14 protein-coding genes are annotated in these 14,632 nt (G+C 41.8%); 3 read left to right on the top strand and 11 right to left on the bottom strand.

Annotated features, from left to right (window positions below):
• Window positions 1–38: 38 nt before the first annotated feature.
• The 4 genes from thrS to AC4J95_RS14925 all read right to left on the bottom strand — a co-directional run bounded on the left by thrS (window position 39) and on the right by AC4J95_RS14925 (window position 6,773).
• Entirely contained in the window at window positions 39–1,946 is a 1,908-nt protein-coding gene (gene thrS / locus AC4J95_RS14940; protein ID WP_494550556.1) for a threonine--tRNA ligase, read from the bottom strand.
• A gap of 375 nt (window positions 1,947–2,321) precedes the next feature.
• Window positions 2,322–5,003 carry an FtsX-like permease family protein gene (locus AC4J95_RS14935; RefSeq protein WP_494550555.1) on the bottom strand — a complete coding sequence of 894 codons (2,682 nt, stop codon included), beginning with the start codon at window positions 5,001–5,003 and terminating at the stop codon, window positions 2,322–2,324.
• 144 nt (window positions 5,004–5,147) lie between these two features.
• A complete protein-coding gene (locus AC4J95_RS14930; protein ID WP_494550554.1) occupies window positions 5,148–6,491 on the bottom strand; it encodes a PFL family protein in 1,344 nt (447 codons plus the stop codon).
• A gap of 12 nt (window positions 6,492–6,503) precedes the next feature.
• The gene (locus AC4J95_RS14925) at window positions 6,504–6,773 is read right to left on the bottom strand and encodes an ACT domain-containing protein (protein WP_494550553.1); all 270 of its coding nucleotides are present in this window, start codon (window positions 6,771–6,773) and stop codon (window positions 6,504–6,506) included.
• Window positions 6,774–7,543: 770 nt separating this feature from the next.
• Here AC4J95_RS14925 and AC4J95_RS14920 point away from each other — a divergent pair.
• Entirely contained in the window at window positions 7,544–8,275 is a 732-nt protein-coding gene (locus AC4J95_RS14920; protein ID WP_494550552.1) for an NADPH-dependent oxidoreductase, read from the top strand.
• A gap of 18 nt (window positions 8,276–8,293) precedes the next feature.
• Here the strand turns inward: AC4J95_RS14920 and AC4J95_RS14915 are convergent, their stop codons facing one another.
• The 6 genes from AC4J95_RS14915 to AC4J95_RS14890 form a co-directional block, all read right to left on the bottom strand.
• Window positions 8,294–9,037 (bottom strand): cyclase family protein, encoded by a 744-nt coding sequence (locus AC4J95_RS14915; RefSeq protein ID WP_494550551.1) that lies wholly within the window; start codon window positions 9,035–9,037, stop codon window positions 8,294–8,296.
• 147 nt (window positions 9,038–9,184) lie between these two features.
• Window positions 9,185–10,123: an NADP-dependent oxidoreductase gene (locus AC4J95_RS14910; RefSeq protein ID WP_494550550.1), complete on the bottom strand. Its 939-nt coding sequence runs from the start codon at window positions 10,121–10,123 to the stop codon at window positions 9,185–9,187.
• Between the two features lie 63 nt (window positions 10,124–10,186).
• On the bottom strand, window positions 10,187–10,282 hold the full coding sequence (locus tag AC4J95_RS14905; protein ID WP_494550549.1) for a hypothetical protein: 96 nt from the start codon (window positions 10,280–10,282) through the stop codon (window positions 10,187–10,189).
• Window positions 10,269–10,550 (bottom strand): DUF1722 domain-containing protein, encoded by a 282-nt coding sequence (locus AC4J95_RS14900; RefSeq protein ID WP_494550548.1) that lies wholly within the window; start codon window positions 10,548–10,550, stop codon window positions 10,269–10,271. Before AC4J95_RS14900 ends, AC4J95_RS14905 begins: the two co-directional genes overlap by 14 nt.
• A gap of 133 nt (window positions 10,551–10,683) precedes the next feature.
• Window positions 10,684–11,364 (bottom strand): fructose-6-phosphate aldolase, encoded by a 681-nt coding sequence (locus tag AC4J95_RS14895; RefSeq protein ID WP_494550547.1) that lies wholly within the window; start codon window positions 11,362–11,364, stop codon window positions 10,684–10,686.
• Window positions 11,365–11,524: 160 nt separating this feature from the next.
• The gene (locus AC4J95_RS14890; RefSeq protein ID WP_494550546.1) at window positions 11,525–12,481 is read right to left on the bottom strand and encodes a sugar-binding transcriptional regulator; all 957 of its coding nucleotides are present in this window, start codon (window positions 12,479–12,481) and stop codon (window positions 11,525–11,527) included.
• A 106-nt stretch (window positions 12,482–12,587) separates the two neighbouring features.
• Here AC4J95_RS14890 and AC4J95_RS14885 point away from each other — a divergent pair, with 106 nt between their 5' ends.
• A complete protein-coding gene (locus tag AC4J95_RS14885; protein ID WP_316401106.1) occupies window positions 12,588–13,064 on the top strand; it encodes a YbaK/EbsC family protein in 477 nt (158 codons plus the stop codon).
• A 30-nt stretch (window positions 13,065–13,094) separates the two neighbouring features.
• On the opposite strand, the gene AC4J95_RS14880 is transcribed toward AC4J95_RS14885, so the two are convergent.
• The gene (locus AC4J95_RS14880; protein ID WP_316401107.1) at window positions 13,095–13,745 is read right to left on the bottom strand and encodes a B3/B4 domain-containing protein; all 651 of its coding nucleotides are present in this window, start codon (window positions 13,743–13,745) and stop codon (window positions 13,095–13,097) included.
• Window positions 13,746–13,865: 120 nt separating this feature from the next.
• Between AC4J95_RS14880 and AC4J95_RS14875 the strand changes: the two genes are divergently transcribed.
• On the top strand, window positions 13,866–14,549 hold the full coding sequence (locus AC4J95_RS14875; RefSeq protein WP_316401108.1) for a metal-dependent hydrolase: 684 nt from the start codon (window positions 13,866–13,868) through the stop codon (window positions 14,547–14,549).
• Window positions 14,550–14,632: the final 83 nt, after the last annotated feature.

The following is a 14,632-nucleotide window of genomic DNA, read 5'->3' as shown; positions in this document are numbered from 1 at the left end:
ACGCTGAAGCGAACTTCAGCGTTTTTTCGATGCTATTTTTAGTAATAGTAATGATTTTTCTCCTGCACCTGCTGTTTTAGCAGGCTCATGAATTCGGCTTTAGACATTTGTTTTATCGTATCACTGCCGTGCTTGCGAACTGCAAAGGTTCCTTCCTTCCGCTCTTTGTCGCCGATCACTAAAATATAAGGAATTTTCCGCAACTCAGCTTCGCGAATCTTCTTGCCCAATTTTTCATTGCGCAAATCTTTTTCCACACGAATTCCTGCGGCATGGAACTCCTGAAACAATGCTTCTACATCCTCTTCATGCGACCGAGCCACATTAATCAACGCGACTTGCTTCGGTGCCAGCCAAAATGGAAATGCCCCGGCATAGTGCTCGATCAAGATACCTAAGAAACGATCCAACGAACCAAAGACTGCACGGTGAATCATCACTGGTTGCGCTTCATTGTTCGTTTCATCTATATAAGTTAGATCAAATTTCTCCGGCATTTGAAAGTCTAATTGAACCGTCGCACATTGGTGACTGCGATTCAAAGCATCCTTGATATGAATATCGATCTTCGGTCCGTAAAAAGCACCATCGCCTTCATTGATATTGTATTTATAGCCCAGATCAGTCAATACTTTTCCTAATGAAGCCTCCGCCTCATCCCACAGCTCGACCTCCCCCATAAAATCATCTGGACGGGTCGATAACTCGACGCCATACTCAAAGCCGAAAATCTTATAGACCTCATCAATGATTTTTAATGCCAAAGCGATTTCCTGCTCAATTTGATTCCGCCGTACAAAAATATGGGCATCGTCTTGACAGAAGGTTCGAACTCTCAATAAGCCATTCAACGCTCCGCTAAACTCGTGACGATGGACTTGACCGAACTCCGCCATGCGCATCGGCAAATCCCGATAAGAGCGTTTACGGTCTTTGTAGATCAAACAATGCCCAGGACAGTTCATTGGCTTCAAGGCATAATCCTCATCAGCAACTTTGGTGAAGTACATATTGTTCTTGTAATGATCCCAGTGACCCGATTGCTCCCACAAACGCTGATTCAAAATCAAGGGTGTTTTAACCTCTTTATAGTCATACTTAGCTTGCAGCTCACGCAAGAATTTCTGCAGTTCATTGCGAATAATCAAGCCATTTTCCAAGTAAAAGGGCATTCCTGGAGCTTCTTCGGAGAACATAAATAGATCAAGTTCTTTGCCCAATTTCTGGTGACTGCGCTTTTCAGATTCCTCTAAATAGTCTAAATGAGCTAACAGCTGCGCCTTTTCAGCGAATACAACGCCCATCACACGCTGCAGCATCTCGTTTTCCGGATTCCCCTGCCAATAGGCTCCGGAAACTTTTAGTAGTGAGAAGTAGCGCGCTGTCGTTAATTCCAATGCCATCGGTTCAAGGAAAAACTCTGTCACATCTCCAAAAGAATACACAAAAACGATTTGGTCTGCAGCTAGTTCACTTAGAGCAAATAGCTTCAGCTCATTGTCTTTGAAAATTTCTTTCGCTTCGGATACCGTAAGTGCAGCACTTTGGATACGTGCATCTTCCTTAATTTTCTTTTTGATGTGATGTTCTAGATCCTTTAAAATCAACGCACTTAATGGCTGCTTCACTCGCAAATCGACCCAGATCGTTTGATCCTCACGCTGAGATTTGGCAAAAAGGGCCTCCGGATAGGTGGTCTTAATTGCTTCTTCCAGCAACAAGCTGACTAACTGACAGATCGCTGTTGTCCCTTCAGGAGAAGAACAATCATAAAAAGCGATTTCGGCATTTCCCTTCACTGGAGTTGATAAATCAACAAGCTCGCCATCAATACTGCCGATGACAGCTTCTACCATCAATTGACTTTTTATCTCGAACAAGGTGGTATTTTCCTCCACCATTTGTTTGCTTCCATCCGGTAAAACAATTTCGATTTTTTTTGACATCCAACTCAACTCCGATCCGCTTTTTCAAAACATTCTTTCCTGCGTACCTTTTCTAACTAATTCTAACAAAAGGATTGAAGGGTTTTCAATAAAAAAACGTCCCTATAAAAAATAGGGACGTGAATAAACGTGTTACCACCCAAGTTCCCAAAAAGAATGAACTTCTTGGCTTGTAAGATAGATAACGGCTATCAACCGGGTCGTTTGCGACCGCTCAAAGGGAGTAATTTGTTTATCTCGATCAGAAGCTTCCAGCCGCGACTTCTTTCTCTAGTGACGAGGACCAAAAACAAATCTTATCCTTTTCAACGCATTTCGTTATTGCTTAAAGCATAGTCTTGCATAAAATATTTGTCAACGCTTTTCTCTCTAGGACTATTCATTTGATTTTAAAGCATCGATCATGTTGATATGCCGCAAACGGAAATGTGTCGCGACCATCACGATCACTGAGAACAAAATCGTTAATCCACCAGAAACCAGATACGCCCCTGATCGAACGACTAGTGGAAAGGTGATCGTCTCCATTGACGCCTGATCCAAAATAAATTTAGTCAAAATGATCCCCAGACCATAACCAAATAAAATCCCCATTATGGTGAAGACAAAGTTCTCACGGAAAATATAAGAAGTTACTTCACGATCATAAAAGCCTAGTACTTTGATCGTGGATAATTCCCTTAATCGTTCCGAAACGTTAATATTCGTCAAATTATACAGCACGATAAATGCTAACAAACCAGACAAGACCACGAAGATCCACACGATTCCATCGAGATTATCCATCGAGTGTTCTTGTGTTTCGATCTGTGTAGAAATGAAGGAGGTATTCGTTACCTGATCTGAACTCAAAAGTTTTTTTGATAAATCCTTCTCTTCAGATTTCGTCAGCTTCTTACTTTTCAATAAATAGCTATTCACTTCGAAATTTTTTCCACGTGCTGCTTGGTAATAATCTTTTGATAAATATAGGAAGTTGCCTAAATAGTTGTCTGCAATATTAGCAATTTTGACTTCAAAGGTTTGCTGGTCTTCGTCGTAAATTGTTAAGGTGCCCCCCTTTTCCAAATCAAAAAGTTCAGCTAACTTTTGCGTGATTACTGCACCATCATTTGACAAGCTAAATTGCTTATTTTGATTTTTCAAATGCAGATAGTGCTTAAATTCTTTACGGTCTTCAGGGACCATCATGGTCAGCTTTTGATTGGCTTGTCCTTTTTTCTTCAGCTCGATTGTTTGGTTCATGGCAGCCAAATCACTGGTAATCTTTTTATCATCTGTAAGAATCTTTTCAACCGCTGATTTCTCAGGATCATCCTTTAATGTGACGATCGCATCATAATCAATAATCGGTCCAAACTGCTTATCGCCCACAGAACCCAGTGAATCCTTTAGACCCACTCCCGCAACCATCAAAGCCGAACAGCCAGCGATTCCGATTACCGCCATGATCATGCGTGATTTATAACGGAACAGATTTCGGTAGCTAACTTTTGAATTGAAGCTCATCCGGGACCAAATCGGTGTCAGTCGTTCCAAGAAAATCCGTTTGCCTGGTTTTGGTGCTTTTGGCTGTAATAATTCCGAAGGCTTCTCATGCAGTTCTCGTAGTAAGACGAGTAATGCGGCTCCCAAACTAGCAAACAAAAAGGCGATGGTGGCTTGAATGATCGGACGAGATAAATAGAAAGCTTCTACACCAGGGAAATTATAACGATCACTGGAAAGCTCAAATACTAAACGTGGTAAAGTGTTCGTCCCGATCACGCTTCCTAAAACGATTCCGAGTGTCGCTGCTGACAAGGCATAAATAATATACTTGATCGATATTTCAAACCGTGAATAACCTAACGCTTTCAATGTCCCAATCTCTCTTCGATTTTCTTCGACCATCCGAGTCATTGTTGTAAATGTGATCAACGCTGCAATGAAAAAGAAGAAGACGGGAAAGACGTTTGCGATTGCTGCGATCCGATCAGAGAGATCGCCATATTCTTGAAAGCCTGGATTATCGGCGCGCTGGTCATAGGAATAGCTGGGTGTTTTCAAGTCATTGATTTCTTTTTCGCTATCGCTGATTTTTTGCTGCGCAGACTCTAACTGTTCTCGATTGTTGGTTAGTTCCTTTTGCTGCTGGTCGAGTTCAGCTTGCGCTTGGGCTAATTGCGAATTACCATCAGGTACCATCGCTGCTTGCTGTTCCAGCTGCACTTTCGCCTGATCCAATTCCTCTTGTCCCGCATCGATTTTGGCTAGATTATCAGCCACTTCTTCTTTTTTAGGAAGCAGCTCTTCTTCTGCGTTAGCTTTGATTTCTGCCGCCCGTTCTTCAGGACGAGCCGCAAAGATTTTTTCAACCTTCTCGATGTTTTGATCCATCTTTTTTTCATAGGCTTTGCCGTAAGTTTCTTTCCCAGCGACATTGGTAAAGCGAACATAGATCACTGACTTTACGTCACTCGAGAAATTGTTTTCCGGCAAGTACGCGAAGAAATCAACACTGCCGTTTCCAACATTAGAAAGTCCGCGTTCTTCCGTGCTGATATACATCGGTGATTGAACAAATCCGACGATTTTAAACTTTTTACGTTGTAATTGATCGGATTGATTGATGGTATAAGTCTGATTTAGCCGATAACCTTCCTCTTTGGCCTTTTCATCCAAAACAATCTCGTTGTCTTTTTTGGGCAGATGCCCTGATTTTACGATCAGTTGATTTAGCTGGTTTTGCTTATCATAAGAATAAAGCTTTACCACTTGGTTCTTATTACTGTCGGCATAAAACAGTTGATGCCCGCTTTCGACTTCAGCATTAGGAATTTCTTTCGCTAGTCTTTCATCGTCTTCTGTCAATCCACCAGTGGAAATAATCTGCAAATTTGCTAACTCCTGCTGATCGACATATTGACTAGCAGAATGATTTAATATTGGACCTGTTGCTTTTATTCCGACATACAATAACGTGCCTAATAAAATAATTAGAACGATTGAAATGAAGCGCCCTTTTGAGTATAGTATCTCTCGCAAACTCGCCTTTAGATAAGTTTTATTTTTCATTGATCTACTCCTGTTTTTTCATCCATTTCATTCTAACACAAAACGTTTTCAGAACTGTCACAAAAAATTCCGCCAAAACGACAAAAAAGAACGATACAAAAGAAACATCGTATCGTCCTTGTTGAAATCAAATTTAGTGCACTCTTAATTTTTAAATGAATGAATCGGTGCCGGAATCCGTCCACCACGAGCGATGAAATCATCAGAGCCAGCTGCATTTACTTTCATTACTGGAGCTCTGCCAAGTAACCCGCCGAATTCAACCATATCACCAATCTTTTTGTCTTTAGCCGGTATGATCCGAACGGCAGTGGTTTTATGATTGATCACACCAATCGCCGCCTCATCAGCAATCATAGCCGCGATGCTGCTAGCTGGTGTATCTCCAGGAATCGCGATCATATCTAGTCCAACTGAACAAATCGCCGTCATAGCTTCAAGTTTTTCAATTGATAATGACCCATTATTGACCGCATCGATCATCCCAGCATCTTCTGAGACAGGAATAAACGCGCCTGATAATCCACCAACGTGATTACAAGCCATTACCCCGCCTTTTTTCACTGCGTCATTTAATAATGCAAGTGCCGCTGTCGTTCCATGAGTCCCGACTGTCTCTAGTCCCATTTCTTCCAACACATGGGCTACTGAATCCCCTACTGCCGGCGTTGGTGCTAATGACAGATCGACAATCCCAAATGGCACGTCCAAACGTTCAGAAGCGATCTTACCGACCATTTGTCCCATGCGCGTAATCTTGAAGGCCGTTTGCTTCACCGTTTCAGCAACGACGTCAAAGGATTCTCCTTTGACTTTTTCTAATGCCCGTTTTACAACCCCTGGACCGCTGACGCCGACATTGATGACGCAATCTGCTTCACCAACACCATGAAAGGCGCCCGCCATGAAAGGATTATCTTCAACTGCATTAGCAAAGATTACCAGTTTTGCACAACCCATGTCGGAAGCTTCTGCTGTTTCCTTCACAATTCGTCCTGTGTGTGCGACAGCATCCATGTTGATTCCAGCTCTGGTTGAGCCGATATTGACCGAAGCACATACAAAATCTGTTTCTGCTAACGCTTGAGGGATCGAATCAATCAAGATTCTGTCACCATGCTGATAGCCTTTTTCAACTAAAGCAGAGAAGCCACCCAAGAAGTTAACACCGACGTCTTTCGCCGCCTTATCTAATGTTTTCGCAAATTTCACATAATCTGTGTCTGGAGTCGCAGCCGCGATAATCCCGATCGGTGTAACCGAAATACGTTTGTTAATAATTGGGATTCCATATTCAGCTTCGATCGACTCACCAACCTTCACCAAATCTTTGGCTTTCGTTGTGATTTTTTGATAAATTTTTTCACAGGCGCGATCGCTATCGCTATCAATACAATCTAGCAATGATATCCCCATGGTAATCGTCCGAATATCCAAATTTTCTTCTTCGATCATTCGGATCGTTTCCATTATTTGATTGATTTCCACAAAGAGCCCTCCCTATAATTTATGCATCGTGTCAAAAATTTCTTGATTTTGAATGCTGATTTTTACACCTAGCGTTTTTCCTAATTCATGAAGTTGCTCACGTGCCCCTTCAAAATCTTCTGTAGCATTGGTTAAATCTACTAACATCATCATTGTAAAAAAGTCCCCCATGATTGTTTGAGAAACATCTAAAATATTAATTTGTAATTCCGCTAATTTTTGACTAGTACCTGCTACGATACCAACCTTATCTTTTCCGATAACCGTTACTACGCCACGCATTTGCATAACTCCCTTCAGATAATTGTTTCTCATTATAGCACAGTGATGACAAAACCATGAGAATTTTATTAATAAAATCGAATTTTTTTAACAAAACGTTCGGAATTTGCGAGTTCCACTTCGTACTTTTAGTACGATTAGTGGAATCGTATGCGTACGAAAATTAGGCTTTTTTCGTCCTTTGAAAAAAGCTTCCTCAGCTATGAGCTAGCTGTCAGTCCAACTTTTCACAGTTTGTTAAATATTGAGTTGGATCAAGTATTAAGCAAACTAAATTCATAAGATAAGAAGTTTAGTTGGATGATATGCGTAAGAAAATTTAGCTTTTTTCGTCCTTTGAAAAAAGCAGCCTCAGCTATGAGCTAGCTGTCAGTCCAACTTTTCACAGTTTGCTTAATATTGAGTTGGATCAAGTATTAAGCAAACTAAGTTCATAAGATAAGAAGTCTAGTTGGATGATATGCGTACGAAAGTATTTCGATTTTTTACGTTAGGAAAAATCGCTCCTTACTTGTGAGCTAGCTGCGAGTTCTATGAAAAAAACACCCTTCACTGTGAGTTAGCCAGCACAATGCCTCCGACTCCTTATCATAAATACACGAAAGTTTTCCTTTTTTATGCAATTCGCTAAATGATAAGTGTAAGAAAATCTTTGTCGACTGCCGTTTCTCTCATCTTGCTTTACTTCCTAACATATTTTTCCTATGATAAAGACAGTGATTAAACTTTGTGAAAACTAATCATTGAATTGTACTAAAGGAGGCTTTTTGATGGAACTTTTTGAAACGATGCTGCAACACACCTCGGTCCGCTCATTTACCCAGCAAAAACTATCTAATGAATTGAAGGAACAATTGATTCTATCTGCCCAAAGTGCCAGCAGCTCTAATTTCTTACAGGCCTTCTCGATCATTGAAATTGCCGATGCTAAAAAAAGAAAAATGATTGAACAAATCGCTAATTTCCCAGTTGACAATGGTGAAAATGGTTCGCTTTATATTTTTATTGCTGATTTAAATAAACATGCTCAGGTCTTGACTCTAAACGGCGATTCTATGGAGCACCTGCGAACAACGGAATCATTAGTCGTAGCAACCGTTGATGCGACCTTGGCTGCTCAGTCAATGGCAGTCTATGCCGAGTCTGTTGGCCTCGGAATCTGTTATGTCGGCGGTATTCGAAATAACTTATTCCAACTTAAGGAAATCCTTGATCTGCCTGAATTGACTTATCCAGTTTTCGGGATGTTCGTCGGTTACCCTGCTGAAAAAAATGATGTCAAACCGCGACTGCCGATCGACTCTGTGCTGGGAACCAATACTTATCGAACCTTTACGCCAAAAATCATTCGCAGCTATGACGAAAAAACAGCTGCTTACTATCAAGCCCGTAGTTCCAATACACAAGAAACCAACTGGTCAGAAAAAGTCCGACAGCATTTTAAATACCCACGTCGTACAAACACGGTAGAATTTCTTAAAAAGCAAGGCTTCGTTTTTTAAACGAGACCTTGCTTTTCATTATTCTGCTGGAATGACCGCGATCGCACGAACATTAAATCCTGGAGCATCTTTAACCTTTGGTACGCCAATCGAGATGGCTCCGCCAACTGGTGGCAGTTCAGTCAGACGATTCAACACCTCGACTTGGAACTTATCTTGCCCTAACCAATACAGCTCACCAATCAAGCCGCCATTTTTCGTACAGTCCACTGACGAGTCTGTGTCTAGTGTTTCATGACCAACTGCCGTTACATTTCGCTCTTCGTGTAAAAACTTCAAAGCCTCCAAAGACCAGCCAGGCGTGTGGGCTTGTCCATCTTGATCGACATTGTAGAAGGCTTCCGTATCCTCCCAGCGTTTGGACCAGCCACTGGCAAATGCTACGAAACTTTCAGCTGGAATTTCACCATATTCCGCCTCAAACGCTTTGATATCCTCTACGGTCAAAGAATAATCATGATTTTTTTCGACTTCTTTTTCCTTGTTGATAACAATCAATGGCAATAAGAAATCTTTGATGGCTAATTGATCCACAGAGATACGATCTTCAACGAAATGCACGGGGGCATCAATGTGGGTGCCGTATTGCGTTACCAATTGATATTCCTTCGCAAAAAAACCATCCTTCGCTACTGTAACCAAGGTTTTTTCCTGCATCGGCTGAAACGATTGAAAATAAGGGATTCCGCCATAAATACTGTGACTCAAATCAACCCATTTTTGCTGCTTTAAAAAGTCAACACTGTTTGTAATTTCGCTCATACTACTCCTCCTCGTTATAAAACGTTTTCATTTTATCTTAACGATACCGATAAATAATTTCGCTGTCAAATCGAGGTTCGATTAGAGCTATTTTCCCTTTCCAAAATAGAGAAAGCCGTACCCGTATTTACAGGTACAGCTTCTAAACTAATTATTCGTTAAAACAATTTTTCCTTTGGCGTGATGGGTCGCACTCAATTCGTGTGCTTCTTTGACACCTTCTGCTGTGATTGGATAGGTATGTCCGATCACACTTTTGACTTTTCCATCAGTCATTAAATCGGCGATTTCTTGTAGCTGTTTGCCATCTGGTTGAAGCCAGATGCTTTCTGCTACCGCAATGCTTTTAGCCAATTCTTCATCCGGCTGGCTGACGATCGAGATCAGACGGCCATTTTCATTCAATACTTTAAAGCTGTCTTTTTGGACATCCCCGCCCATTGTATCAAAAACCAAATCAACATCTGCTAAAACTTCGGAAAAATTAGTCGTATGATAATCAATCACTTGATCGGCACCTAACTCTTTTAACAACGGATGATTTTTTGCACTTGCTGTTGTAATGACGGTTGCTCCGGCATTTTTCGCTAATTGAATGGCGTAAATACCAACACCGCCAGCACCGGCATGAATCAAGACCTTTTCACCTGCTTTTAGTTTGCCATGGGTAAATAGTGCTTGATAGGCGGTCAAGCCTGCTAGTGGAACTGCGGCTGCCTCCTCAAATGACACGGAGTCAGGTTTGTTCGCTAACAGATGATCATCTACGATCGTATAATCGGCATAGGTGCCAAAACGAGTCGTTTCTGGACGAGCGAAAACTTTTTGACCTACCTGCCAATCCTTCACCTCTGAACCAACTTCCACGATTTCACCGGCAACATCCCAGCCTAAAATAATCGGAAATTCCCAAGGCATCATTTGAGCTAGATACCCTTCACGTAATTTCCAATCAATCGGATTGACTGATGACGCTTTTACTTTGACTAAAACTTGATGTTCGCCAAGCTCTGGTAATGATACTGTACTTTCTTTTAATTGGTCAGCGTGACCATATTCTTCTATTACAACTGCGCGTGTATCCATTTATGTATCCCTCCATATCGAACCATTATAAAAGTTCGTTCAAAAATTCGGAAACGATCTGCTTCAATCAAAAAAGTGAGATTCCAAAAGATAGGCTGTTTGATACTTTTCAGCTAGCTTTTTCAAATAAGGAAGTGCTTCGTCTTCAGTTTCTGTCATCTGATTCAGCAAGGCAAAAAAACGTTGTCTTTCTTCTGGTGTCGCCATTTTTTATGAAATAGCCCCAGACATGTTCATAGGCATTTCTTTGTGCTTTTAAATCAAGCGGCATGCTTTTCACCGCAGCTAAATGCTGGTAAAACTGCTCCGTTTTTGCTTCTGACCATTGATTGCCAGAGAAAAGCTGCCGCAGCGCCAGATATTCCTTTTGCGACCGGGCCATCACAAAATATTTCCACTGTGCCCATTCTCGCTGGATCTCATGCATCTCGTTCACCTCTATTTAAGCTTAACACCTAACAAGTTCGTTATAGAAGAAATGAGCTCGCAAACTCTTAAGTAAAATATAGTTCACTCGAGTCAAAAAAACAGACAGCCTCAACTGTCTGTTAATGAAGCTGCTATAAATCAGCGACTGTGGTTCCTTCGCCGAAAATTTCTTCCCAATCACCTGTAAAATCTGTGACTGCTTGTGCGATTGACGGCATTGCTAAGGCTTGCTGAATGATATCAACACCCATTGTTGCCGCTTGGCTGCCGTTTTCTAATGCTGCATTGACTTGCCCTACGTTCTTGAAGCTGGCTGCCAAAATTTTTGTTTCGCTCTTCGTACGAGCGATTTCCTCAGCCATTTCAAAAATTGCTTCCCGCGGATCGATGTTCAAGTTCTCCATTCGATTGAAGTAAGGCGCGATATAATCAGCCCCAGCCGCGATTGCTAAGTAAGCCTGAAACTTGGTATAGATTGCTGTCGCAGTAACATTGATGCCGCGCCGTTTTAATTCTTTGATTGCTTTTAAACCAGGTTCGTTCACAGGAATCTTAATAAACACTTTTTGGTCGATATTGGCTAAGATCGTTTCTGCGTCCTTGATGATTCCATCATAATCGGTGGCTACGACTTGTACGTGCAATGAACGATGTTCACCGATGATGCCGCGAATCTCCTTCATATGTTGGAAGAAATCGATCTTCCCTTCCTTTTTCACGATCGATGGATTAGAGGTAACACCTGCGATCGGCATAAAATCAGCAAATTTTTTAATATCAGCAAGATTGGCTGTGTCTAGCATAAATTCCATTATTGAAAACTCCCTTACTCTTTTCTATAGAACAAGCATAGCACCTCTGATCAATTATTTCCGCACTCACTCGTCAAAAAAAGCGAAAAGCTTTACAGCAAGCCTTTCGCCAATCAATCTTTTCGGATAATCGCACAAATGTGCATTTTCTATAAAAAAACTACTTTCGTTGATTCAATCGTAAAATCTCTTGCGCGGTCTCTTGATCGGTGATTAATGTTTTGAGATAGCCTTTTTTCAGTAGCGGAACGATCGAGCGGGCTTTCGAGATGCCGCGAGCAATCCCCACAGACTGAGGAACATCTGCTAACTCATCCAAGGTCAAACCGATTGTACGCTGATTCAACTCTCCCTTCAGCAGCTTTCCCTCTCCATCATAAAAACGGCAGCAACAATCCCCGACCGCTTCCCGCAATTTCAATTCTTCATAGTCGGCGGGCGACAACAGATCCCGCCACTGACTTTTATGGTAGCTCAAGGGACCACCGACGCCGACGATGACTAAGTCCAGCCGTTTCCAATATTCTTTTAGATCGTGGAAATATTTCGAATTAAAAATTCCTTCGGCCAGCTCTTTGCTTTCTTGGATCACCGTCGCATTAACAAATAGACTATTGCCGTTTAGCTTGCGTGCCAACTCATAGACTAAGGTATTGACATGATAGCGGGAATTTATATGGCTCGGTCCGCCGACTATCGGTACAACTGAAACATCCGATAATTGTTTCTGATCGATCTTGTTCACCGCTCGCCCCACACTGGCACCCCAAGACAAACCAACAACCATTTCATCAGCTAATTGACGCCGAATCCAAGCGCCGGCTGCTTCCGCCAATCGCTCTTCCTTAGCTTCTTCACTCGTATCACTTTCGGTCGGAACCAATTCAACAGCCGTCAAACCAAAGGCACGCTTCAACTGTTCCTCCAGCTCAAACAAACTGGCATCAAAATGATTGATTTTGATCTCGACGATACCTGCTGATTTCGCCTGACTCAACATCCGGCTGACTGTTGTCCGATAAATCGCTAATTCTTTAGCAATCTGAGCCTGGGTCAATTCTTGTTCATAATACATGTAAGCCACTTTGGCTAATAATTTCTTCTTGTCCTCTTTCATCTCTGATTCCTTCCGTAAGCGTCTCTTCTTCTATTCTAACAAATACCATTTACTACCTTCAGCAAAGCGTGTATCATTATTAGTTAATAAACAAGGAGGAAACTGTATGTCTGTTGAAGCTGTAAAAAAATATTTCTCACAATATGGAATGGCCGAGCGCATCCAAGAATTTCCCGTCTCCAGTGCTACGGTCGAATTGGCGGCACAAGCACTGAACTGTGCACCAGAACGTATCGCAAAAACACTGTCCTTCAAATTAAAAAAAGCCGACAAAAGTATCCTGATCGTTACTGCTGGGGATGCAAAGATCGATAACCCAAAATTCAAAGCCGCTTTTGGCGAACGAGCGTTGATGCTGAAAGCCGATGAGGTAGAAGCAATCATCGGTCATCCAGTCGGCGGTGTTTGTCCTTTTGGGATCAACAAAGGGATCGACGTGTATCTAGACGAATCCTTGAAACGCTTCGAGAGCGTCTTTCCCGCTTGCGGCGATTCAAACAACGCGATTGAATTAACGATTCCAGAATTAGAAAAATACACGCAATTCAAACAATGGATCGATGTTTGTAAAAATTGGGAATAAGAAACGAGGCAGAAATTTTGCCTCGTTTTATTAAATGACCCCTTGTTCAATAACTTGGCAATCAGACAGGTAATTCCCTAAAACCGCTTTTACTTCTGCTTGATCAACCACCGTTTCATCCTCAAATTGATAGCCAACCAGTAAAGCCCGTGTCGTCTCTTCAGCGATCATTCCTCGTGTCGAATCCGCTGTTGGACTACCGAATGGTCCTGCTTCGTCAGATAATACCAACAGATTCTCAATATTGACGGATTTGTTGCCGATCCCGGCATACCGCGCCTCTGCTGCTCCCACTGTTAATTGGATCGGTTCCGAGACCTTTTTTAAATCGTAGGCACCAAAAGGCAGCTTCCATTTTAATGAGAAGTAATTATTCAAATCAACTAGTGCATTGATCTGATAGAGTCCTTTTTTCTGAACGACCCGTCGCCATAAACTGTCTGATGAAGGTCGAAAACGAGCAGGGTCTTTTCCTAAAACGCGATAGATTTTTTTGGTTGCAGTTATTTGCGGATCTTCCTTGATGGTATCCAAGGTATCATTCAATTCAATTTCTCTAAGCAATGGATTTAGTATATCCTGCCAGAGTTTTTCATTGTGAGCGTCATTTTTAAACTCGATGACACTGTAAGCTATTGATACGCCTTGTTCTTTCACTTTCGGATCAATCATCAGTTGCATACTTTTCCCTCCGTATTCTATATCTTTCTTATAGTTTATCTGATTTCAGTGTAAAGCAAAAGCTTACATTATATCGGCGGTCTTCGATATAATGATTATGTAGAAAGAGAGGAATGTGATATGAAAATTACTTATCATGGTCACTCAGTTTTATCAATCACTATGGAAGATGGTCAAAAAGTCTTGTTCGATCCATTTATTACAGGGAATTCCTTGACTGATTTAACAGCTGATGAAGTGGAAACAGATTGGCTCTTGATCACCCATGGACACAGTGACCACATTGGTGACATGGTTCCGATCGCAAAGCGCAACGATGCCACGGTTATCAGCAATGTCGAAATTTGCAGCTTCGCTGAGAACAACGGTGTGAAAAAGACCCATGGCATGAACATCGGGGGCAAATTTGATTTTCCTTTCGGTCGCGTGAAAATGGTCCACGCCCAACACAGCTCAGGGTACGAAGTAGATGGACAGATGATTTATATGGGAGAACCAGCTGGCTTTATTGTACAAGCAGAAGGAAAAACGATCTATCATGCTGGTGATACCTCAAACTTCGGCGACATGGCACTCTTTGGTGAAGCCTTTGGTATCGATATCGCCTTCCTGCCGATCGGCGATAATTTCACGATGGGACCTGAAGAAGCAGCCAGTGCAGCTAAACGTTTAAAGGCTAAGCAAGTCGTACCGATTCATTACAATACTTTCCCAGTCATCAAACAAGATCCGGAAGCATTTATTAAGCTTTTGCCGGAGAATGTCGGTAAAGTCATGGCTGTTGGAGAAACAATTGAACTATAATTTCGACAAGGCATGTGAACAATTTTGGTTCGCATGCCTTTTTCTCTATTTTCGCCACCTTCCAATCTGCTACAATACAATAG

This window comes from Enterococcus sp. GPZ-007, assembly GCF_059374735.1.
Note: the sequence above shows the minus strand (reverse complement) of the source record. Positions and strands in the feature narration are given on the sequence as shown.